The following is a 22,487-nucleotide window of genomic DNA, read 5'->3' as shown; positions in this document are numbered from 1 at the left end:
ATCGAATGAAAGAGGAGTAGAACTATCATGACTAATTTAACATTTGATGAAAAAGGTTTAATACCTGTAATTGTGCAACACGCGATGACAAGAGAAGTATTAACTCTTGCGTATATGAATGAGGAAGCTTATGCAAAAACGGTAGAAACCGGAGAAGTATGGTTTTTTAGCCGTAGCAGACAGGAACTTTGGCATAAGGGCGAAACTTCGGGAAATATGCAAAAAGTAGTTTCTATTAAGACAGACTGTGACTCGGATGCATTAGTAGTAGAAGTACTGCCAGCGGGACCTGCTTGTCATACTGGAGAAGATACATGCTTCCATAAGACAGTAGAGAAAATGGATGATACGGTAGGCTTTAATGCAATCTCCTCTCTTATTAATGTTATCGAAGAAAGACAACAGTCCATGCCAGAAGGTGCGTATACGACGTACTTATTTGAAAAGGGTGTAGATAAAATTTGTAAAAAAGTTGGGGAAGAGGCATCTGAAGTTATTATTGCTTCCAAAAATAATGATGGAGAAGAACTGAAGTGGGAAGCAGCAGATCTTCTATATCATTTACTAGTTCTTTTACAAAACCAACAAGTCAGTTTCTATGACTTACTGCAAGTATTACAGAAGAGACATGAAGCCAAAGCAGATAAAAAATAAATATATGTGATATACTGAAGAATATACTAATAAGGGACGTTTTTAACGTTCCTTATTATTTTTCGGAGGATTATATTGAATAAAAAAAGTAAAAAAATACTTAGAGAAAATATCATATCGTTTTTACCTACGGGTGAATACTACTATAAAAAAGCATTAGATGAACTACAAAAAGACCAATATGAAAAAGCACATAAATATTTAAAACGGGCAGCAGAACTTAGTCCTAATGATCCCATGATATTGCTACAATATGCGATATTACAAATGGAGATAGATAATTTTGAACTAGCTCATGAGCTTTTGAGAAGTGCCCATGCTATTGATGGTAATGAGTCTGAAATAGTTTTCTTTTTAGCGGAAGTAAATGCCCATCTCGGGAATTTTGTAGAGGCCAATAAATTTGCTCAGATGTATTTGGAAATGGATATACAAGGGGAGTATACGGAAGAAGCAATGGAAATTGTTGACTTCACTGAGCAGGAAGATATAGTTTCACTTCAAGTAGATGCACCATCAGGTGAAGCGTTATTTTTACAAGAAAAATCGAGACGTTTGATGGAACAAGGGAAGTTTGCTGAGGCGGTAGAGCTATTAGAATCTATCGTGGTGGATCATCCAGATTTTTGGGCGGCATTTAATAATTTGGCGCTTGCTTATTTTTATATTGGCGAAGAGGAACAAGCGAAAGCTTTACTACATGATGTCCTACATGAAAATAGAGGTAATATCCACGCGCTATGTAATTTAGCAGTGATTCATTACTATGAAAAAAATGTAGAAGATCTGGAAGGAATCGTAGAGTTATTAGCGAAGATAAACCCTTACTTTGTTGAACATCGCTATAAGTTAGGTGCAACATTTGCGTTAATAGGCAAATATGATCAAGCCTTTAAATGGCTGAGAAGCTTACAGCGAAAAGGTTTTGAAGGGGATCCAGGATTCTATTTCTGGTTGTCTCATTCTGCTTATTTCTCTGGTCATGAAGAGATTGCTAAAAGTGCTTGGAAGTCGTTATTAAAACTTGATCCCGAAAAAGCTGGATTTGAACCTTGGTTACCTCAGAAAAGTGAATCAGATGATGCGGCTTCTAAAATTCAAAAGGAATACATTTTAGAGAAGATCGAGCATAAGCATGTGAGTGAACGTATATATGGGTTTTATTTGTTAGGGAAATCCAAGCATCGTCAAGAAATTATTTCACATCCTAAATGGATTGTTGTAGACAATCTAACTACGATGGAAAAACTATTCCTTGCCAATTCATTGGGGCATGATTTTGATGAAAAATCTCCTGCGGAGAAAGCTTTCCTACGGGCTATTGCAGCGACCGATTTATTGTATGATAAATATAAGCCGTTGGAACATGAAGACACATTTCTATTTCAAATGTGGTTTGTACTAGTGGAACGTGCACTAGAAAAAGGCTATAGCTTCAAAAATCCAAGTGCATTAGCAGCAGCAACGGAATATATGTTTGAATCGTCTCGTTCTAAAAATGTAACGAAAAAATATTATGCCGAGCAATATGGTATTACGACCAATACATTGACTAAATATATTAACGAACTAATGCCATTTTTGCCTCTTTTTGATGCGTAGGCAAAATAGTTGAAGCGTATGAAAAAATCCTATAGATTGAGGATAGTAGCAATGTATGTAGGAGGAATAGAAGATGACTGTAGATAAAATTTATGATGTAATAATAATTGGTGCTGGACCAGCAGGAATGACAGCCGCGGTATATACTTCACGCGCAAACCTTTCCACTTTAATGATTGAACGTGGGATTCCAGGTGGACAAATGGCAAACACAGAAGAAGTTGAAAACTATCCTGGATTTGAAATGATCTTAGGACCTGAGCTTTCCACTAAAATGTTTGATCATGCGAAAAAATTTGGTGCGGAATATGCATACGGCGATGTGTCAGAAATTGTTGATGGAGAAGCTTACAAAACAGTTAAAGTAAGTGGAAAAGAATATAAAGCATTAGCAGTCATTATTTCTTCTGGTGCGGAATATAAAAAAATGGGAATTCCGGGCGAAACTGAGCTTGGTGGCCGCGGAGTTAGTTATTGTGCAGTTTGTGATGGAGCTTTCTTTAAACAGAAAAACCTTGTAGTTGTAGGTGGAGGAGACTCTGCTGTTGAAGAAGGTGCGTTCCTAACGAAATTTGCAAACAAAGTAACTATTGTGCATCGTCGTGATACGTTGCGTGCACAAAAAATTCTTCAAGATCGCGCATTTGCAAACGAGAAAATTGATTTTATCTGGAACACAACTTTAAAAGAAATTCATGGCAAAGATGGTAAAGTAGCAAGTGTTACATTAGTGTCTACTGTGGACGGTACGGAAAAAGAATTTGAAACAGACGGTGTATTTGTATATGTAGGGATGCTTCCATTAACAAAACCTTTTGGAAACTTAGGCATTTTAAATGACAATGGGTATATTGTGACAAACGAAAAAATGGAAACAACTGTACCTGGGATATTCGGCGCAGGAGATGTTCGTGAGAAAATGCTTCGTCAAATCGTTACTGCAACAGGCGACGGAAGTATTGCTGCACAAGCTGCGCAACACTATATTGAAAAATTGAAAGACAAAACAATCTCAAACGCTTAATTTAACTTTATTTTAATCTGATTGTAAACGTCTTGAAATATACAAAGTGTATAGTAAAGAATATAAATTGACCCCCCTTTTTATATAGAAACATTTGACGGGCTGTTTCGCGATATTAATCGTGAAGCAGCCTCTTTTTATGAAAATTAATGTATAATATAGTTTATTAACACATGATAGATGTGGAGTGAAGATTTGTGCAAAGAATAGCAAACCTGCTCGTATGTAAAGATGATAAAGTACTACTATTAAAAAAACCAAGAAGAAATTGGTATGTGGCACCAGGTGGTAAGATGGAAATAGGAGAATCTATTCTAGTTTCAGCCGTAAGAGAATTTACAGAAGAAACTAATACTGTTCCTATACAGCCACACTTAAAAGGAATTTACACAATGGTTATCGAAGAAGAAGGTAAGCGTGTAGATGAATGGATGTTATTTACCTTTGTCGCTAGAGATATAGAAGGTATACCTTATGAAGTAACAACCGAGGGTATATTAGAATGGCATTCAGTCGAAAGCTTACACCATCTTCCTATGGCCGAAGGTGATCGAACAAATCTATTATTTGCTGCGCAAGAAAAAGGTATGCAATATGGAACTTTTGTATATACACCTAATTTTGCCTTAATAAAGGAAACAATTCAGCAGTCAACGGAGGGAGAATAAACAATGGATAGTCTTCAAAAGCACGAAACAGAAGTTGTCATTATTACAGGAATGTCAGGTGCTGGAAAGACTGTAGCTATCCAAAGTTTTGAAGACCTTGGCTATTATTGTATTGATAACTTACCACCAGAACTATTAAGTACGTTTATCAAACTTATGATAGAGTCCAACAAACAACCACGGAATATCGCAGTGGTAATGGATTTACGTGGTGGAGATATGTTCAATTCATTAGCAGATTCTGTTAATGAATTAGAAGAGGCAACAAAGGTGACACCGAAATTACTATTTTTGGATGCCGGAGATGAAGTACTAGTTAGACGATACAAGGAAACACGTCGATCGCATCCACTCGCTAACTCCGGATTACCCTTAGAAGGTATTAAAAAAGAACGACAATTACTTTCTGATTTAAAGGGAAGAGCACAATACATTTACAACACTTCTAAGATGAAACCACGGGAACTAAGAGAGAAAATACAAGAAGAGTTTTCCTCCAAAAGCAGTCAAGTGTTCACTGTGAACGTCATGTCTTTTGGATTCAAGCATGGTATTCCGATAGATGCTGACTTAGTGTTTGATGTACGCTTTTTACCTAATCCCTACTATATAGAAGAGCTACGCTTAAAATCTGGGCTTGACGAAGAGGTGTCTAGTTACGTATTAAAGTGGATCGATACTAAAACCTTAATCGAAAAGTTAACAGATCTGTTCCAATTCATGATTCCTCAATATAAAAGAGAAGGTAAAACCCAACTAGTTATTGCTTTTGGATGCACCGGAGGGCAACATCGCTCTGTTACGCTAGCCGAATACTTTGGGAAGTCATTGAAAGCAGACGACAAAACCCTTGTAACGCACCGCGATGTTGTTATTAGAAAGGATTGAAGGAATGAGATCTACAAAACATCGTAAAAAATTGGTGATACTTGGTGGAGGTACGGGTCTGTCTACATTACTTCGTGGCTTAAAGAAATTTCCACTGGATATTACAGCAATTGTAACGGTCGCCGATGACGGTGGTAGCTCTGGGCGACTACGTGATGAATATGATATACCGCCTCCAGGGGATGTTCGAAATGTGTTAGCAGCCCTTTCCGATGTGGAGCCTTTAGTAGAAGAAATGTTTCAGTATAGATTTTCTCAGTCAGAGGAGTTAAAAGGTCATTCACTAGGCAATTTAATGTTAGCTGCGCTAACCTCTATAACAGGGGATTTTGCGCATGCCATAACGGAAATGAGTCGAGTGCTAAATATTCGTGGAAAAGTTCTACCTGCAGCCAATCAAATAGTAACTTTACATGCATTGTTTGAAGATCAAACAACCGTTGCGGGAGAATCTAAAATCCCTAAGTATGGCAAAAAAATTGAAAAAGTATTTATTACTCCTACGGACGTGAAACCGCTGCCAGAAACGATTAATGTCATTCGTCAGGCAGATGTTATTGTTATTGGTCCAGGAAGTCTATATACTAGTATTTTGCCTAATCTATTAGTGCAAGATATTCAACAAGCAATTAGGGAATCGAACGCAAAGAAAGTCTATATATGTAATTTAATGACACAGGCAGGGGAGACAGGGAATTATTCTGCATATGATCATGTAAATGCCCTGATCGAACATGTCGGAGAGAATTTCTTAGATGCTGTATTGATAAGTAAGGAAGAAATTCCCGAAAATGTTCAGTATATGTATAAACAAGAGCAAGCATCTCCTGTTAAAATAGATATTGACCAATTAAAAAAGTTGAATATAGATATAGTAAAAAAAGACATTTCAGTCGTTCATGGCGGTGCAGTTCGTCATGATGCAACCGAAGTGGCGAAATGGCTTGTAGAATACGCAGACGGTTTAAAAACTTAACCCGTCCAGGAGAAAGGGGGAAACGGAAATGTCGTTTGCTTCTGAAACAAAAAAAGAGATGACCCAGGAAGAATCAGAACCTTGCTGTGCACGGGCAGAGCTATCAGCGCTTATACGCATGAATGGATCTCTCTCTTTTAGCAACAAAATGTTAAGCTTAGATGTACAAACAGAAAATGCAGCTATTGCTAGAAGACTATATACGTTGATAAAATCGTTATATCCATATCAAGTAGAATTGCTCGTTCGAAAAAAAATGAGGTTGAAAAAGAATAATATTTATATTTGTCGTATTAGAGATGGGGCAAAAAGTCTGCTAGAAGATCTTCAAATTCTAAAAGACGGCTTTCAATTTGAATATTCTATCTCCAAAGATCTTGTCTCAAAAAATTGCTGTAAGCGTGCTTATCTTAGAGGTGCCTTTTTAGCAGGAGGATCAGTAAATAATCCGGAAACTTCTTCTTATCATTTAGAGATTTATTCTTCCTATAAAACACATAGTGATGCACTAGTAGATTTGATGAACGGATATGAACTAAATGCGAAAACAATTGAACGAAAAAAAGGGTTTGTCGCCTATTTAAAAGAAGCAGAAAAGATATCTGATTTTTTAAGTATTGCAGGAGCTCATAGAGCATTACTAAAATTTGAAGACGTTCGAATAATTCGAGATATGCGAAATAGTGTTAACCGACTAGTAAATTGCGAAACGGCCAATCTGAATAAAACAATTAGTGCAGCCATTCGCCAAGTGGACAATATACGTTTTATCGAAAATTCTATCGGATTAGATCGGTTACCTGAAAAACTTCGTGAAATAGCTAGGTTACGTGTAGAGTATCAAGATGTTACACTTAAAGAACTAGGTGAGATGGTTTCCTCAGGCGATGTGAGTAAATCAGGTGTTAATCACCGATTGCGAAAAATAGATGAAATAGCAAATGCGCTTCGTAATGGAGAGACAATTTAAGAAATGGGGAGTAGACTATGGCAGAACAGCAGGTGGAAGTAAAATTATCTTCAGGACTTCAAGCAAGGCAGGCTGCACTTTTTGTACAAGAAGCAAATCGTTATATTGCAGATGTCTATTTAGAAAAAGATACTAAAAAAGTGAATGCAAAAAGTATTATGGGAATTATGAGTTTAGCGATCAGCAAAGGAACAAAAGTAGGCTTAAGTGCAGACGGTTCCGATGCAGAGGAAGCAGTAGAAGCTTTAGCTAACTTCATCTCGAGTGAATCATAAAAACGAACGGCCTCATTAGTCATTTAGACGAAAGGGCTATTTTTTTTGAGGAAAATAAGGCATTATAAAACTCAAGAAGTTAGGAAAGTAGTTGCTCCATAACTATTTAACGATATCTTAGTGAATAAGATAGGTGGTGACTGTATGAAAAAGAATTTCATCTTAGGATTCTTTTTATGCTTAATCGTTTTAGCAAGTATTCAATTATCCAAAAGTACCCTAATAGAAAATGCATTAACTGATGAGTTTTTTAGTAGTAATACTATTTTAAGGATAGAGGAAATAAATAAGACGAATTTTACAAGAACCAATACATCATTAGAAAAGCAGCAAGCAATGAAAGCATTACTAAAAGGGCAGAAACTATCAATAATGGAGAAATCGTTTGATCCGCTTAAGGCAGAATATAGGATAGTGTCAACATCAAATCCGAATGACCATATTTATATATTTGTTGAGGAAAATGTAATTGTATTTCCTCACAAAAGTAGTAGAGGATATAGCATAAAAAATAATCATGAGCTGATAAGAGAAGTTGATTTTTTATTGAAGTGAGAAAATTCTCTTTAAAAAAATCCCAAAGGAATAAATTCCTTTAGGATTTTAGTGGATAGTTTATGCTTTTTTCATTTCGCTACGATCGATAATATGATCGATTAAGCCATATTCTTTAGCACGTTCTGCAGTCATGAAGTTATCACGATCTGTGTCTTTTGCAATGACTTCGATTGGTTGACCAGTACGTTCAGAAATAATTTTGTTCAACTTATCGCGTAAATGTAAAATGCGTTTTGCAGCAATTTCGATTTCAGTTGCTTGCCCTTGTGCTCCACCAAGTGGTTGGTGAATCATTACTTCTGCGTTAGGAAGCGCATAACGTTTCCCTTTTGTTCCAGCAGTAAGTAGGAATGCTCCCATAGAAGCAGCCATACCGATACAAATTGTTTGTACATCAGGTTTGATGAACTGCATTGTATCATAAATTGCCATACCAGCTGTAATACTTCCGCCTGGGCTATTGATGTAGATAGAGATATCTTTTTCTGGATCTTCTGCTTCTAGGAATAATAATTGTGCAACGATTGAGTTTGAAACGTTGTCATCAATAGCACTTCCAAGCATAATGATACGGTCTTTTAATAATCGAGAGTAGATGTCATATGCACGCTCTCCACGATTAGTTTGTTCAATAACAGTAGGAATTAAATTCATCCTGATTTCCTCCTTCAAAGGTGGGTTAAATTATTTAGTTACTGAGAAAAGTTCCCTCAGTTGTAACTTTATCATACACATAATGGTCAAGGAAGGTCAAATGTTAAGCTTTGAAATGTTTGCTTGAATTATATGCCTTCTATTTGTATAATAGATAAGTCGCTTGCCCTTGTAGTGTAATGGATAACACACAAGCCTCCGAAGCTTGTAATGTGAGTTCGATCCTCGCCGAGGGCATATTATTTCAACATAGTTATACATAAGATATTTCAATCCTCCGTTTATTTTCTATATAAACGGAGGGTTTTTATTAGTTTAAAAATACTTGGGTTTGTATTGTTTAGGGTGTTTTTTCGTCCTCTTTATTTCTTCTACCAAAGGAAACTGCATAAGCATCATGTCTAAAATGAAGAATCGGATCTTCGGAAAGGTCGATACCTTCTCCCACTATTGTAGGGTCAAACAATAGACTTTCAGTAGGGAGTACTTTTTTATTTATTGTTAAACGCCCTACTAATATCTTTTGCCTATCAGATGGCCATTTATCGGTAGGGTCATCGGTAGGATCTGTATCTTCCCCTATTCGAATATAGAGCTCAAATCCGACAGAGCCTTTTTCGACTCGCTTCTCTAAGTCCTCGTGTAAATAATTCTTAGACAAATGAATGTTGTCCAAGATAGAAGGGGATTTTTCATCTTTTAAAGGATGCCATTCGTATTTTATAGATTGTCTTTTACCTTCAGCATTAACTAAATAGAATGCATGAATAGGGTAGTAGTTTAAAGCCGCATAGCTAATCGGAGGTTGCTTTAGCTGTTCCTTAAGAGTGAGCAATGTATTCTTATGCTCTGGAAAGGTTGTCAGAAGCTTAGCCACTCCTAAACCTAAATCTACGGAGTGAATACCCGTTTTATGAGAGCCTAAAATTTTCAGCATATCTATAAAGGTTTTAGGGTCTTTTGTGACGAACATTGGAACTGTTGTACACACTTGATGACTAATAGAACCATCTGGCTGATGGAAATGGATAGCCATTCCTTTAGCTGGAGATAAAAAATCTGCTGCAGAGGGGTCTGGTGGACTATTGGAAAAACGAACGGTAGCAGCTACTGGTTCTTGTTGAAGATGGGGTGCCGTCGTATATGGAATCGCATTTCCGTTTGGAATAAAAGTGGCTTCATAAAATTCGCCTTTTGCATGGGCACGTCGATAACCAGGAAATTTACCTTGAAGTTGTTCTAATGTATTAACGGCATTTTGCGGTAGTGAATTACTCATCCAATCACCTCGTTTTTTTGAATGAAAAGAAAGATTTCATTTATTAATCATTACCACTGAATAAATTACCTAAACAATGAAGTACTAAAAATATGTAAATATAGTATGAAAATGGTTAGCTAAGCTGATTTATATCTAAAATATGTTTACTGGCGAAACGGAAAAGTCATCCCATCTAGTTACTTCTATATAAGGATAAGATGAAACTTATATATATTTGGTCCGTAAATGATAATAGGTTTTGTATTTTCGAATTAAAGGTACAATAATACTATAATTATTGAAGAGGTGAGCGAGTTGAAAAAATTATTAGTGCCCATTATTATAGTCGTTGTAATTATTGCGATAATCGCAGGGATATTTATGGGAAGTTATAACGGATTTGTAGACAAAGAAGAAAACGTAAATAATGCGTATGCGCAAGTTGAAAACCAACTGCAACGTAGAATGGATTTAATACCGAACTTAGTTAGTACCGTTAAAGGTTTTGCAGCACATGAAGAAGAAGTGCTTGGAAATATCGCAGATGCACGATCAAGATTGGCAGGAGCGGGTTCACCTGAGGAACAAGCTGAGGCAAATGATGAATTATCAGGTGCTTTGAGCCGATTATTAGTTGTTGTGGAGAATTACCCAGAACTAAAGGCTGATGCAAACTTTAGACAATTAATGGATGAACTTTCAGGTACAGAAAACAGACTTTCTGTAGCAAGACAAGATTATAATACAGTTGTTTCGGATTACAATAAAAAAGTAAAACGGATGCCTGGAAGTATCGTAGCGTCTATGTTTGGCTTCGATGAGAAAGAATACTTTAAATCAGCTGAGGGAGCGGAAGAAGCGCCCGTAGTCGATTTTGAAGGAGATGGAGAGTGATGAAGAAAAGTGCATATGCTATCACATTTGCACTTCTCCTTACATTCCTCTTTCCATTATTAACTTTTGCAGAATCTAATTATCCGAAGCCTTTACCAGGTGAATTATATGTGCAAGACTTCTATGACGTTCTAACAGAAGAGCAAGAACAAGAAATTGAAAGGCTTGGACAAAACCTAGAAAATGCTACTGGTTCGCAAATCGTTGTAATGACAGTAGAGTCTTTAGAAGGTCAGGATGTAGCGACATATGCTGTAGATGTAATGCGAGGCTATGGTATAGGGGATGAAGAGAAGGATAATGGTGTACTTTTTATCTTGGAAATGGATCCTGATAAAGTAGAAGGCCGTGATGTATACATTGGGGTCGGCTACGGTTTAGAGGGAGCTTTACCGGATGGTAAGATTGGTAGAATTTTAGATGATTACACCTTTCCTTACTTAGAGAGTGGGGATGTACCAGGTGCTATTCTTTCGACTTATCAGCTATTATATAATCAGGTAGCTACTGAATACGGTTGGGACGGCGAGTTAACAAGTCCCAAAGGTCCTTCTCCTCTTGTAGGCTCTACAGATGGCGGTGGATCCACGATTAGAACAATTATTGTAGGTGTGATTGTCATATATATAATTGTTAGTTTAATGTCTGGAGGCGGAGGTAGTTCCGGTTCTGGTAGAAGACGAGGTATTAGCGGTAGAAGCTTCGGAGGCTTCGGTGGAGGCGGTAGAAGTTCCGGTGGTGGCTTTGGAGGTTTTGGCGGCGGTAGCTCAGGTGGTGGAGGAGCAGGTCGTAAGTGGTAAATATTAAAGCAAATTTCTTAAATAAGATATAAACTAGAAAAAACCAACAAATTGTTGGTTTTTTTATTTATTCATTTTCAGCGAATTCTCCTAACATCAGCCTGACTTTTTCATACATCTCAACATGAGATTCTATAGTGATATCGCCAAGGTTTCCAAAGTCAGCACCTGTTGCGAACATTAGCACTCCATCATCGAATATGGTAATTGTATACAACGTATTTCCTTTATCTGCAGCATTTGTTAAGAAAATTTGATAAATATCGATTTGAGGAAGAGCTGCCGACCTCTCCGTACTTTCTTGTTCAGTTGCCGCCTTTATAGGAAGGTCATCAAAGTTTTCCATAATATTATTTATCTTATTGTTGTCCGAAGTACAACCCGATTCAAATTCTACTTTCTCACCTTGGACATTCTTACGAGTATTAAAGCAAAGCGTATCGAAGGAAATATCAATAAGAGGTGTTCTAACATCCTGATTATCTTCCACATATGCAGGGAAGTTTTCAATTTTCTCTTGAAGTTCGATGCCTCCACCATCCCTCACGCCATTATAACTCCCTATTTTTCCGGGCTCAGATGTAGAAAAGATAAATTCTTCTCTCAATGTATGGAAAACTTGCTGACCTTCGTCATTAGTTAGGGAGACTTCGATAATGGGACGATAGATATTTGGATGCTCTTTTTCCTGTACTACTTTGACATTTTCTAAATGCACTTCGATGCTATTCTCTATAAGACTATAGTTATATTTGAAAATCAAATTCGACGCAATTGCATTTTTTAACATGTTCTCAGTAAAATATTCACCATAAATAGTTGAATAATAATCCATTAAATCTGTGTATTTCTTTGATTGTAGAAGTTGGTCGTACTCTTCTTGGTTCTTCGTTTCCGTTACACTTTGGAGGTCCAACCATTCTTCTTGTAAGCGAGCAAGCTCCATATCTGGTCCATTATATTCTCTCTCTAACACCGCTCGTATAATTTTTTCGTTATCGATAGCTTGAGATGATTGCTCTGTTTCGTAGGGGTTTATATAAGTGAAAATTAGAAAAGAAGCGATTGCGATTATAGCCAATGAAATAAAAGCGGGAATAATAGGGCGTTTTCTTTTTGTTTCCACTTTTGCTTTTAATGCTAACCAGGTATTTCTTTTTGCTTCTTCTGACCGCTCTACATGTTTCATTTCTGCCAACAGCTTATCGAATTCTTTTGATGGATCCATTTGGGTGACCTCCTTCCTGATGAAATTCCTTTTTCAGTGCCTCAAGTGCTCGTGTCATTTTCATCTTTACTTTAGCTTCTGTCCAACCAAGTATATAAGCGGTCTCTTGAATGGAACACTCTTGTATTTTGCGTAAGAGTAAGACTTCTTGGTAGTCTTTTTTTAGGGTATACAGGGAGTTATACATTCTAGCAAGCTGTTCTTTTTTTTCATAACTACATTCGGGCGATAATTCCTTATTTTCTATATCATGTTCTTTCTCGAAGGAGAAAAATTGTACGACCCTTTTCCTTCGAAAATAGTCGTAAGTAACATTACGCGCAATCTTTAGTAGCCAAGTAGAAGTGGAAGCTTCTTGGTTAAAGGTGCCGAGTCCTTTATATGCTTTATAAAATGTCTCTTGGGTGAGATCTTCCGCACATTCCTTGTGGCGAACAAGAAAGTATATAAAGCTATAAACCTTGTCGCTGTATTCTTTATATAGCTGTTCTATTTCCATCCTCTGACCTCCCTTATAGCTATAGACGAACGGTGAGTTTAAAAGTATCGCTATTATTTTTCCTTTAAACTGTTATGAGCGATTTTATTTATTAAAAAGATTATAATAAAATGAATGAAATGATTATTAAAAGGGATGATATAGATGATTGTACATTTTTACACAAGACCAGGCTGTCATTTATGTGATGATGCTAGGCTTATGTTGAAGTTAGTAAGAGAAGACGTAGCTTTTGACATAAAAGAAGTAAATATTGAAGAAGATGATACACTGCATGAAAAATATATGCTGATGATTCCGGTGATCGAGTTGGAAGATAAAATAATTCAATATGGACAAGTAGATTACGCAACTATATTGGAAGCGTTGCTTAGATAATTTTCTAGGCAATCGCAACAACCAACTTCTGAATCACAACATAGCGAGGCATAATCGCAACAACCAACTTCTAAATCGCAATATAGTATCCGTAATCGCAACCTATGAATACTCAATCGCAATATAAAGTAGTAGTAGAAGTGCTTGAAAGCAGCTATAAGATGTTTTTGAAAAATTTCTGGATAAATTTGTGTAGAAATAGGTTTCAAATTCTTGCTATTGGGAATATAGTATTGTAAGCTTAATTTAGAAATTAAATTTTTTTAAGTGCATGGGACAAAAATAGTAACTGTGGGACAAAAACGTCACATGTGGTTGGGATGTGAAAAATGGATTCATTATTACAGGCTCAGTTAAAGTTAATGCCTGAGATGAGCATCTTGCTACAAAAAAGATATCAAATACTTCAAACGATACAATTGTCTCCTGGTTATGGTCGTAGAGTGATCGGTGACATTCTAGGATTGTCTGAACGAGAAACTAGAAAAGAATTGGACTTTTTGCGCAATAAAGGATTCATAGAAATATCAAGAGATGGCGCTAGTATAACTTCTAGCGGAAATGATTTATTGATAGAGCTGAAAGAAGTTGTTCGAGAATGGTCAGGTAGATTACAACTCGAAAAATCGCTTGCAAGTTATTTAAATATAAAAGAAGTGATAATTGTTCCGGGAAATGTAGATACTAATACAAATACTGCTTTGCTTCAGTCACAAGAAGCAGCTAAATATTTGGAAAGTATTCTATCGGATGAGTTCATCATTGCTGTTACTGGTGGTACAACGATTGCTTCCATTTCAAATTATGTTCATCAAACGGACAAGTGGAAGCGACTATTATTTATAGCCGCAAGAGGTGGAGTTGGTAAGGATGTTAGGCTCCAAGCCAATACAATTGCTTCCCTATTTGCAAATAAAATGAATGGTTCATACCGAACATTATATATGCCAGATAGCTTGAGTGAGGAAGCATACTCTACGATGAAAAAAGAGCCATTTATAAAAGAAATGGTGGATTTATATGAACGCACGAACATCATTATTCATGGTATTGGGGATGCACTTGAGATGGCCCGCCGAAGAAATTCAAGTTTAGAGGAAATACAACGCTTGGAAGAAATTGGCGCGGTGAGTGAGGCTTTTGGTTATTACTTTAATAGCCAAGGAGAAGCAGTACACAGAATTCGCACGATTGGCGTTCAACTTAAGCAATTAGAAAATATGGAGCATCTTCTAGCAGTAGCTGGAGGAACTAAAAAAGCAAATGCTCTACTTTCATATTTTAAACAAGCACCAGCTCAAACGGTTCTAGTAACCGATGAAGGTGCAGCACAAGAAATGATGAGAATAATGGAACAAAACAACTAGGAGGAATTTAAAATGACAGTAAAATTAGCGATTAATGGTTTTGGACGTATCGGACGTAAAGTATTCAGAGAAGCTTTAGAACAAAAAGACTTAGAAGTAGTAGCAATCAATGACTTAACGGATGCTGCAATGCTTGCTCATTTATTGAAATATGATTCAGTTCACGGTATTTTCAATGCAGACGTATCTTCTGAAGGAGATTACCTTGTAGTAAATGGCAAAAACATTCGCGTGTTCGCAGAAAAAGATCCTTCAGCACTACCTTGGAAAGAAGAACAAGTAGATATCGTAATTGAGTGTACTGGTATTTTCAGCACAACTGAAAAAGCTAGCAAGCATATTGAAGCTGGAGCTAAAAAAGTAATTTTATCACAACCAGCTAAAGATGATATGCCTACATTCGTTATGGGTGTAAATGCTGATCAATACAATCCAGCTACTGATCATGTTATTTCAAATGCATCTTGTACTACTAACTGTTTATCACCAATTGCAAAAGTATTACAAGATCAATTTGGTATCAAACGTGGAATGATGACAACAATACATTCTTATACAAACGATCAACGCATTTTAGACTTACCGCATAGCGATTACCGTCGTGCTCGTGCAGCAGCAGAATCAATGATTCCTACAACAACAGGAGCAGCAGCAGCAGTAGCTAAAGTACTTCCTGAGTTGAAAGGGAAATTAGATGGTATGGCAGTTCGTGTACCAACACCAAACGTTTCAATCGTAGACTTTGTTGCAGAATTAGATAAAAATGTTACAGCAGAAGAGTTAAATGCAGCGCTTAAATCAGCTTCTGAAAGTGATTTAAAAGGAATTATGGATTATAACGAGCTTCCTTTAGTTTCAAGAGACTATAACGGAAATACAGCTTCCTCTACAGTAGATGGTCTTTCTACAATGGTACTTGGAGATAACTTAGTAAAAGTATTAGCTTGGTATGACAACGAATCAGGATATTCTGCACGTTGTATCGACCTTGCATTACTTATGGCTAAAAAAGGACTATAAGATTTTCGTTTTGACAAGGAAATACACATAATATGAATGTGATTTTACGTGGCGAATCGATAAAATAACCTCTATAATGAAAGAGGGTAAAGGAGCCAGGGATTACCCCTAGCTCCTTTTTTTAACATAATAGATGAATGAGGTGCTTTTATCAGCGCCTGTGCTTTTCATAACATAGAAGGAGGCTTATCTCATGAAGGTAAAACAAACAATGAGCGATGTAGCTTTACAAGGAAAACGTGTATTTTGTCGTGTAGACTTCAACGTACCAATGGAAGATGGGATTATCACGGATGATACTAGAATTCGTGCAGCATTACCAACGATCAATTATTTAATCGAACAGGGTGCGAAAGTAATTCTAGCAAGCCATATGGGACGACCTAAAGGTGAAGTGAAGGAAGATTTACGTTTAACCAAAGTTGGAGAACATTTAGCAAAACTTTTGGATAAGCCAGTGAACAAATTAGAAGAATCTATCGGCGAATCGGTAGAGAAAACAGTTTTAGAAATGAATGACGGAGATGTTGTTCTATTAGAAAATGTTCGTTTCCATGCAGGTGAAGAAAAGAACGATGCAGAGCTAGCTAAATCTTTTGCCAAGCTTGCAGAGATTTTTGTCAATGATGCTTTTGGTGCTGCTCATCGTGCACATGCTACAACGGAAGGTATTGCAAAACTACTACCAGCTGTGTCAGGTCTTTTAATGCAAAAAGAGTTAGATGTATTAGGCAAAGCTTTAGCGGAGCCTGAGCGTCCATTTACTGCCATCATTGGTGGAGCAAAAGTAAAAGATAAAATTGGCGTTATCGATCATTTATTGGACAAAGTAGATAATATCCTAATAGGTGGAGGCTTATCGTATACATTTACGAAAGCACAAGGCCATGAAATTGGAACTTCTTTACTGGAAGAAGATAAAATGGAGCTTGCGAGAGGCTTCCTAGAAAAAGCAAAAGAAAAAGGTGTTTCCTTCCATTTGCCAGTAGACGTAGTAGTTGCAGATGAATTCTCGAAAGATGCAAACACTAAAGTAGTGGACATTGATGCAATTCCATCCGACTGGATGGGATTAGATATTGGACCAAAAACAAGAGAATTATATGCGGATGTTATTAAAAATAGTAAGCTCGTTATTTGGAATGGACCGATGGGTGTATTCGAAATGGATGCATTTGCAGAAGGTACAAAAGCAGTAGCAAATGCAATGGCTGAAACAGCTGGTTATACAATCATCGGAGGCGGCGATTCAGCAGCAGCTGTAGAAAAATTTAATGTTGGCGAGAAGATGGACCATATTTCCACTGGTGGCGGAGCTTCCTTGGAGTTTATGGAAGGTAAGGATTTACCGGGAGTTTCTGCTTTAAACGATAAGTAATGGAGGAGATGTCATATGCGTAAACCAGTAATAGCAGGGAATTGGAAGATGTATAAAACACTTGCGGAGGCAAAGGAATTTGCACTTCAGTTAAAAGAACAACAAGTGGATGGCACAAAAGTTGATGCAGTAATCTGCGCTCCACCGCTATTTTTAGATCAGCTTGTTGAAGCGACAAAGGGTTCTTTCGTTTCTATCGGAGCACAAACAATGCACGAGGAAAAAGAGGGCGCTTATACTGGTGAAGTTAGTGGTCATCAGCTACAAGACCTAGGAGTAGAATATGTAGTACTCGGTCACTCGGAACGTCGTCAATATTTCAATGAGACAGATGAATCGGTGAATAAAAAAGCAAAAGCTGCTTTTGAAAATAACCTGACACCAATCATTTGTGTAGGCGAAACTTTAGAGCAACGTGAGCAGAACGAAACAGAAACGATCGTATCTAACCAAGTAATGGCAGCAATTGAAGGGTTAACAGAGGGACAACTAATCCAGTCTATTATTGCATATGAACCTATTTGGGCGATTGGTACTGGGAAAACAGCTACTGCTGACGATGCAAATGATGTCTGCCAAGCAATTCGTGAAACGATACTAGATGGCTACGGGGAAGAAGTGGCGAATAGTGTTCGTATTCAGTACGGTGGTAGTGTGAAACCTGAAAATATTGTAGAGCTTTTATCTAAAGAGCATATTGACGGTGCACTTGTAGGAGGAGCAAGCTTACAAGTAGATTCTTTTGTAAAACTGTTGGAGGCCGGTGCAAATGCCTAAAAGTCCAGTAGCATTAATCATTCTAGATGGTTTCGGCTTGCGTCATGAAACCTTTGGCAATGCAGTCGCTCAAGCCAACAAACCAAATTTTGATCGATATTGGAAAAATTTTCCGAATGCAACCTTAACAGCGTCTGGAGAAGCAGTTGGCTTACCAGAAGGCCAGATGGGTAACTCGGAAGTTGGTCATTTAAATATTGGTGCTGGGAGAGTTGTATACCAAAATCTAACTCGTATTCACAAATCAATTCGTGAAGAGGAATTTTTCTTGGAGCCTAAACTTTTAGCTGCCATTGACCATGTAAAGCAAACAGGTGGAAAATTACACTTAATGGGATTACTTTCGGATGGTGGCGTTCATAGTCACTATACGCATTTATTTGCATTATTGAAGCTAGCTAAAGAACAAGGATTAGAAGACGTTTTTGTCCATGGCTTTTTAGATGGACGCGATGTAGGTCCTCGTACAGCCATTGGTTATGTAACGGAAACAGAAGAGAAAATGAAGGAAATCGGCATAGGGAAGTTTGCCTCTATTAGTGGTAGATACTATGCGATGGATCGCGATCGTAGATGGGAAAGAGTTTTACTGGCATATAAAGCTATTGTTGACGGTTTAGGAAGAACAGCAGAATCAGCGACAGCTGGTATTTTAGCATCCTATGAAGAAGATATTGTGGATGAATTTGTTGTTCCTTTCATTATCGAAGAAGATGCAAAGCCTGCTGTAACGATTGATACAAACGATGCCGTTATTTTCTTTAACTTCCGTCCTGACCGTGCTATTCAATTATCGATGGCTCTTAACACACCATCATTTGATAGTATTCCTTTAAGCGACAAGCATCCAACGAATTTAAAATTTGTTACATTTACTCATTATAGTGATGATGTTGTGGCAGATGTGGTTTTCGAAAAAGCAGATCTTTACAACACAGTAGGGGAAGTTCTTGCGAAGCATGGCAAAACCCAATTACGTATTGCAGAGACAGAGAAGTATCCGCATGTAACATTCTTCATGAGTGGAGGGAGAGAAGCAACTTTCCCAGGTGAAGAACGTATCCTGATTAACTCGCCAAAGGTTGCTACATATGATTTGCAGCCCGAGATGAGCGCCTATGAAGTTACAGATGCTCTATTGGATGCAATTGCACATGATAAATTTGATGCGATTATTTTAAATTTTGCTAACCCTGATATGGTTGGACATAGTGGAATGCTAGAGCCGACGATTAAAGCTATAGAAGCAGTAGACGATTGTTTAGGTAAAGTGGTCGATGCAATTTTAGCTAAAGGCGGTCATGCAATTATCACTGCCGACCATGGTAATTCAGATGAAGTAACAACGGTGGAAGGGCAACCGATGACAGCCCATACAACCAATCCGGTACCGGTGGTTGTTACAGAGAAGAATGCAACACTAAGAAGTGACGGAATTTTAGCCGATTTGGCTCCAACCATGTTACACTTATTAGGGATAGAAACACCGCCTGAAATGACAGGTAAAACACTAATCGAAACGGAGAGTTAAAAATGCCAATTATTACACAAATTCAAGCACGTGAAGTATTAGATTCACGCGGAAACCCAACAGTAGAAGTAGAAGTATTTACAGAAAGCGGTGGATTTGGACGCGCAATCGTTCCGTCTGGTGCATCTACTGGTGAATATGAAGCAGTAGAACTTCGTGATGGTGACAAGTCAAGATACCAAGGCAAAGGTGTTTTAAAAGCAGTTGAAAATGTGAACAACATTATTGCAGCTGAACTAGAAGAAAACTTCTCCGTATTGGATCAAGTAGAAATTGACCATGCAATGATCGAATTAGACGGAACTGAAAATAAAGGGAACTTAGGCGCAAACGCTATCCTTGGCGTATCAATTGCTGTTGCACATGCAGCTGCAGATTATCTAGACATTCCACTTTATCAATACTTAGGTGGATTCAATGCGAAGCAACTACCAGTGCCGATGATGAATATTGTAAATGGTGGAGAGCATGCGGATAATAACGTTGATATCCAAGAATTTATGGTAATGCCAGTAGGCGCAGAATCATTCCGCCACGCATTACGTATGGGTGCTGAAATTTTCCATAGCTTAAAATCAGTATTAAAAGAAGCTGGATTAAACACAGCAGTTGGAGACGAGGGTGGATTTGCACCTAACTTAAAATCCAACGAAGAAGCTCTTTCTACCATTATGACGGCAATTGAAAAAGCTGGTTATAAACCAGGTGAAGAAGTACTTCTTGCAATGGACGTTGCAGCTTCTGAGTTATTCAACAAAGAAGATGGCAAATACCACTTATCTGGTGAAGGCGTTGTAAAAACTTCAGAAGAAATGGTTGCTTGGTATGAAGAGCTTTGCGAAAAATACCCAATCATCTCCATCGAAGACGGCTTAGATGAAAATGACTGGGCTGGTCACAAATTATTAACAGAACGTTTAGGTAAAAAAATACAATTAGTTGGCGATGATCTTTTCGTAACAAACACGAAAAAATTAGCGCAAGGAATTGAACAAGGTGTAGGTAACTCTATTCTTGTGAAAGTAAACCAAATCGGTACACTGACAGAAACATTTGATGCTATTGAAATGGCTAAACGTGCTGGATATACAGCAGTAATCTCTCACCGTTCTGGTGAATCAGAGGATGTTACAATTGCAGATATCGCAGTTGCAACAAACGCTGGCCAAATCAAAACTGGTGCACCATCTCGTTCAGACCGTGTAGCAAAATACAACCAATTACTTCGTATTGAAGATCAATTATATGAAACTGCGCAATACTTAGGCAGAGAAACATTCTATAACTTAAAAAAATAATGTAAAAAAGCAGTTAGCGAAAGTTGCTAACTGCTTTTTTTACTGCAAAATATGCTACTGATTTTCGTTTCAGGTGGACGCTTTCTGTGGGGTGAGCGATGAGCTATCACCGTCGCTTACGCGTCGCTGTGATATCTCATCTGTCTCACTCTTCCCACTAGAGTCGCCACCTTTCACTCCAATCAATTAAGTGAGTAGTACTCCACGAGAAGATGGACCATTCTCTCTCGCTCAGATGATAAGAGTAGTCAAAGTTAATAGAGAGAGAAAACTGTCCACGGGGTTAGACCCGGTTTTTCTTAAATAGAAAGTAAAAATTCAACGTTCTATAAAAGCCAGGGATATCAAAACCTAAAGTTTCGCGAGGACTTACTACGTTTAAATAGATAAATAAGAAACACCACTTATTCCTTATAAAAAGGAAGAAGTGGTGTTTTATTACTTATACAAATATCAACCAAAGGAGCATAGCGACAACAATTGTTGTAACACCTTGAAGTAAGGTAGCCATTGTTTGTGCCTTGTATGCATCTGTTACTTTCATTCCACTAAATTGTGTAACTACCCAGAAATAGCTGTCATTTACATGGCTGACTGTCATTGCACCTGCTCCTATAGCCATAACCACTAATGCTAATGGCATCGCTCCTTCAATACCTAATGTAGGCAGCATTGGAGCTATGAGCGAAGATGTTATAACAAGTGCCGCTGTAGAAGACCCTTGCGCCGTTTTAAGTGCCGCTGCTATTAAAAACGGTACTAATAGGAATAATGCTCCTGTTGATAGAGCACCTAAATCCATCTTTTGTAAAATATCGGCAACACCAGAATTCTTGATGACTGTACCGAATGATCCACCAGCACCTGTGATTAGTAGAATTGGAGCTGCTTCTTTTAACGCATCACCAATCCATCCAGACAATGTTTTTTCACTAATTTCAGGTAACAATAAGAAGGCTGAAAATACCCCCAATATTAACGCGACAGTTGGTGCGCCTAAGAATTGCAAGAAATGTGTAAAGCCTGATTCGCTACCTGTTAAAGCCGCCACTGAACCAATACCGATTAGCGCTATAGGTAAAACGATTGGAAGAAATGATTTGAAGGTAGATGGCATTTTACCAAATGATTTGATAATTTCATCATAGTCAAGTGCCTCTTCCTGATCCGCTTCTACATCAATTTTTGTCCCTACTTTTACCGCCCAAATATAACCTACTATAACTGCAGGAATTGCTACTAATAGACCAACTAAAATGATTGTTCCTAGATAGTCTGAAGCCCCGATATTTCCAGCTGCTGCTATTGGCCCTGGAGTTGGTGGAACTAATGTATGTGTCGCATATAACCCAGTGGATAATGCGACAGCCATTGAAGCAACTTTCACTTTGGAACGCTTCGCTAAAGACTTCATCAAACTCGATAGAATAATAAATCCAGAATCACAAAATACAGGAATTGACACGATATATCCGATAATTGACATGGCAAGTTGTGGACGCTTTTCCCCTAAAACTCGAAGTACAACTTCTGCCATACGATAAGCAGCACCGGATTTTTCTAAAATAACGCCTATAATTGTACCAGCAACAATGACAATACCGATACTCGTCATCAGTCCACCGAAACCAGTATTTACATTTTCGACTACTGTTAGTAATGGCATCCCTGAAGCAATACCTACAAAAAAGGCACTAATCAGTAATGCTAAAAATGGGTGAAGCTTGAACACCGCCGTTAAGACTACAACTAAGATGACTCCAATTAATATGACTAAAAGTAACACA

General features: G+C 37.7%; 23 protein-coding genes and 1 tRNA gene. 19 read left to right on the top strand and 5 right to left on the bottom strand.

Going from position 1 to position 22,487, the window contains the following annotated elements; translation table 11 throughout:
- The first annotated feature begins 27 nt into the window (after positions 1-27).
- From hisIE to MKX39_RS13850, 9 genes are all read left to right on the top strand, one after another.
- Entirely contained in the window at positions 28-654 is a 627-nt protein-coding gene (gene hisIE / locus MKX39_RS13890; RefSeq protein ID WP_340769896.1) for a bifunctional phosphoribosyl-AMP cyclohydrolase/phosphoribosyl-ATP diphosphatase HisIE, read from the top strand.
- Between the two features lie 75 nt (positions 655-729).
- The gene (locus MKX39_RS13885) at positions 730-2,256 is read left to right on the top strand and encodes a tetratricopeptide repeat protein (RefSeq protein WP_340769895.1); all 1,527 of its coding nucleotides are present in this window, start codon (positions 730-732) and stop codon (positions 2,254-2,256) included.
- Between the two features lie 73 nt (positions 2,257-2,329).
- Positions 2,330-3,280, top strand: coding sequence for a thioredoxin-disulfide reductase (gene trxB / locus MKX39_RS13880; protein ID WP_340769894.1), 951 nt, complete (start codon positions 2,330-2,332; stop codon positions 3,278-3,280).
- A 197-nt stretch (positions 3,281-3,477) separates the two neighbouring features.
- Positions 3,478-3,948, top strand: a complete 471-nt coding sequence (locus MKX39_RS13875; RefSeq protein WP_093537661.1) for an NUDIX hydrolase — start codon at positions 3,478-3,480, stop codon at positions 3,946-3,948.
- Between the two features lie 3 nt (positions 3,949-3,951).
- On the top strand, positions 3,952-4,836 hold the full coding sequence (rapZ, locus tag MKX39_RS13870) for an RNase adapter RapZ (RefSeq protein WP_093537662.1): 885 nt from the start codon (positions 3,952-3,954) through the stop codon (positions 4,834-4,836).
- A 4-nt stretch (positions 4,837-4,840) separates the two neighbouring features.
- Positions 4,841-5,812 carry a gluconeogenesis factor YvcK family protein gene (locus MKX39_RS13865; protein WP_093537663.1) on the top strand — a complete coding sequence of 324 codons (972 nt, stop codon included), beginning with the start codon at positions 4,841-4,843 and terminating at the stop codon, positions 5,810-5,812.
- A gap of 28 nt (positions 5,813-5,840) precedes the next feature.
- Entirely contained in the window at positions 5,841-6,782 is a 942-nt protein-coding gene (whiA, locus tag MKX39_RS13860; RefSeq protein ID WP_093537664.1) for a DNA-binding protein WhiA, read from the top strand.
- Positions 6,783-6,799: 17 nt separating this feature from the next.
- A complete protein-coding gene (locus MKX39_RS13855) occupies positions 6,800-7,057 on the top strand; it encodes an HPr family phosphocarrier protein (protein ID WP_093537665.1) in 258 nt (85 codons plus the stop codon).
- Positions 7,058-7,201: 144 nt separating this feature from the next.
- Positions 7,202-7,612 carry a hypothetical protein gene (locus tag MKX39_RS13850; RefSeq protein WP_340769893.1) on the top strand — a complete coding sequence of 137 codons (411 nt, stop codon included), beginning with the start codon at positions 7,202-7,204 and terminating at the stop codon, positions 7,610-7,612.
- Between the two features lie 60 nt (positions 7,613-7,672).
- Here MKX39_RS13850 and clpP read toward each other — a convergent pair whose 3' ends face one another.
- The gene (clpP, locus tag MKX39_RS13845) at positions 7,673-8,269 is read right to left on the bottom strand and encodes an ATP-dependent Clp endopeptidase proteolytic subunit ClpP (protein ID WP_093537667.1); all 597 of its coding nucleotides are present in this window, start codon (positions 8,267-8,269) and stop codon (positions 7,673-7,675) included.
- A gap of 165 nt (positions 8,270-8,434) precedes the next feature.
- On the opposite strand from clpP, the gene MKX39_RS13840 reads away from it, so the two are divergent.
- Positions 8,435-8,506, top strand: a tRNA-Arg gene (locus MKX39_RS13840).
- A gap of 103 nt (positions 8,507-8,609) precedes the next feature.
- Here MKX39_RS13840 and MKX39_RS13835 read toward each other — a convergent pair.
- Entirely contained in the window at positions 8,610-9,548 is a 939-nt protein-coding gene (locus tag MKX39_RS13835) for a catalase (protein ID WP_340769892.1), read from the bottom strand.
- A gap of 297 nt (positions 9,549-9,845) precedes the next feature.
- Between MKX39_RS13835 and MKX39_RS13830 the strand changes: the two genes are divergently transcribed.
- Together MKX39_RS13830 and MKX39_RS13825 are read left to right on the top strand one after the other, a co-directional pair.
- Positions 9,846-10,424 (top strand): LemA family protein, encoded by a 579-nt coding sequence (locus MKX39_RS13830; protein ID WP_093537669.1) that lies wholly within the window; start codon positions 9,846-9,848, stop codon positions 10,422-10,424.
- A complete protein-coding gene (locus MKX39_RS13825) occupies positions 10,424-11,224 on the top strand; it encodes a TPM domain-containing protein (protein WP_093537670.1) in 801 nt (266 codons plus the stop codon). Before MKX39_RS13830 ends, MKX39_RS13825 begins: the two co-directional genes overlap by 1 nt.
- A 67-nt stretch (positions 11,225-11,291) precedes the next feature.
- On the opposite strand, the gene MKX39_RS13820 is transcribed toward MKX39_RS13825, so the two are convergent.
- Both MKX39_RS13820 and MKX39_RS13815 read right to left on the bottom strand, forming a co-directional pair.
- Complete coding sequence (locus MKX39_RS13820; RefSeq protein ID WP_340769891.1) at positions 11,292-12,452, bottom strand: hypothetical protein; 1,161 nt, start codon at positions 12,450-12,452, stop codon at positions 11,292-11,294.
- A complete protein-coding gene (locus tag MKX39_RS13815) occupies positions 12,427-12,951 on the bottom strand; it encodes an RNA polymerase sigma factor (RefSeq protein ID WP_093537672.1) in 525 nt (174 codons plus the stop codon). Before MKX39_RS13815 ends, MKX39_RS13820 begins: the two co-directional genes overlap by 26 nt.
- A 144-nt stretch (positions 12,952-13,095) precedes the next feature.
- On the opposite strand from MKX39_RS13815, the gene MKX39_RS13810 reads away from it, so the two are divergent.
- From MKX39_RS13810 to eno, 7 genes are all read left to right on the top strand, one after another.
- Complete coding sequence (locus tag MKX39_RS13810) at positions 13,096-13,329, top strand: glutaredoxin family protein (protein WP_340763193.1); 234 nt, start codon at positions 13,096-13,098, stop codon at positions 13,327-13,329.
- 329 nt (positions 13,330-13,658) lie between these two features.
- Positions 13,659-14,696 carry a sugar-binding transcriptional regulator gene (locus tag MKX39_RS13805; RefSeq protein WP_093537674.1) on the top strand — a complete coding sequence of 346 codons (1,038 nt, stop codon included), beginning with the start codon at positions 13,659-13,661 and terminating at the stop codon, positions 14,694-14,696.
- 12 nt (positions 14,697-14,708) lie between these two features.
- Complete coding sequence (gene gap / locus MKX39_RS13800) at positions 14,709-15,716, top strand: type I glyceraldehyde-3-phosphate dehydrogenase (protein ID WP_093537675.1); 1,008 nt, start codon at positions 14,709-14,711, stop codon at positions 15,714-15,716.
- A gap of 211 nt (positions 15,717-15,927) precedes the next feature.
- Positions 15,928-17,094 (top strand): phosphoglycerate kinase, encoded by a 1,167-nt coding sequence (locus tag MKX39_RS13795; RefSeq protein WP_445678047.1) that lies wholly within the window; start codon positions 15,928-15,930, stop codon positions 17,092-17,094.
- 15 nt (positions 17,095-17,109) lie between these two features.
- Positions 17,110-17,871, top strand: coding sequence for a triose-phosphate isomerase (tpiA, locus tag MKX39_RS13790; RefSeq protein ID WP_340769887.1), 762 nt, complete (start codon positions 17,110-17,112; stop codon positions 17,869-17,871).
- Positions 17,864-19,402, top strand: coding sequence for a 2,3-bisphosphoglycerate-independent phosphoglycerate mutase (gpmI, locus tag MKX39_RS13785; RefSeq protein ID WP_340769885.1), 1,539 nt, complete (start codon positions 17,864-17,866; stop codon positions 19,400-19,402). The genes tpiA and gpmI overlap by 8 nt, the downstream gene beginning before the upstream one ends.
- A 2-nt stretch (positions 19,403-19,404) precedes the next feature.
- Positions 19,405-20,700 (top strand): phosphopyruvate hydratase, encoded by a 1,296-nt coding sequence (gene eno / locus MKX39_RS13780; RefSeq protein WP_093537679.1) that lies wholly within the window; start codon positions 19,405-19,407, stop codon positions 20,698-20,700.
- A gap of 442 nt (positions 20,701-21,142) precedes the next feature.
- Here the strand turns inward: eno and MKX39_RS13775 are convergent, their stop codons facing one another.
- On the bottom strand, positions 21,143-22,486 hold the full coding sequence (locus MKX39_RS13775) for a GntP family permease (protein ID WP_340769883.1): 1,344 nt from the start codon (positions 22,484-22,486) through the stop codon (positions 21,143-21,145).
- Position 22,487: the final 1 nt, after the last annotated feature.

Source organism: Psychrobacillus sp. FSL K6-1464, assembly GCF_038003145.1.
GTDB lineage: Bacteria > Bacillota > Bacilli > Bacillales_A > Planococcaceae > Psychrobacillus > Psychrobacillus psychrotolerans.
Note: the sequence above shows the minus strand (reverse complement) of the source record. Positions and strands in the feature narration are given on the sequence as shown.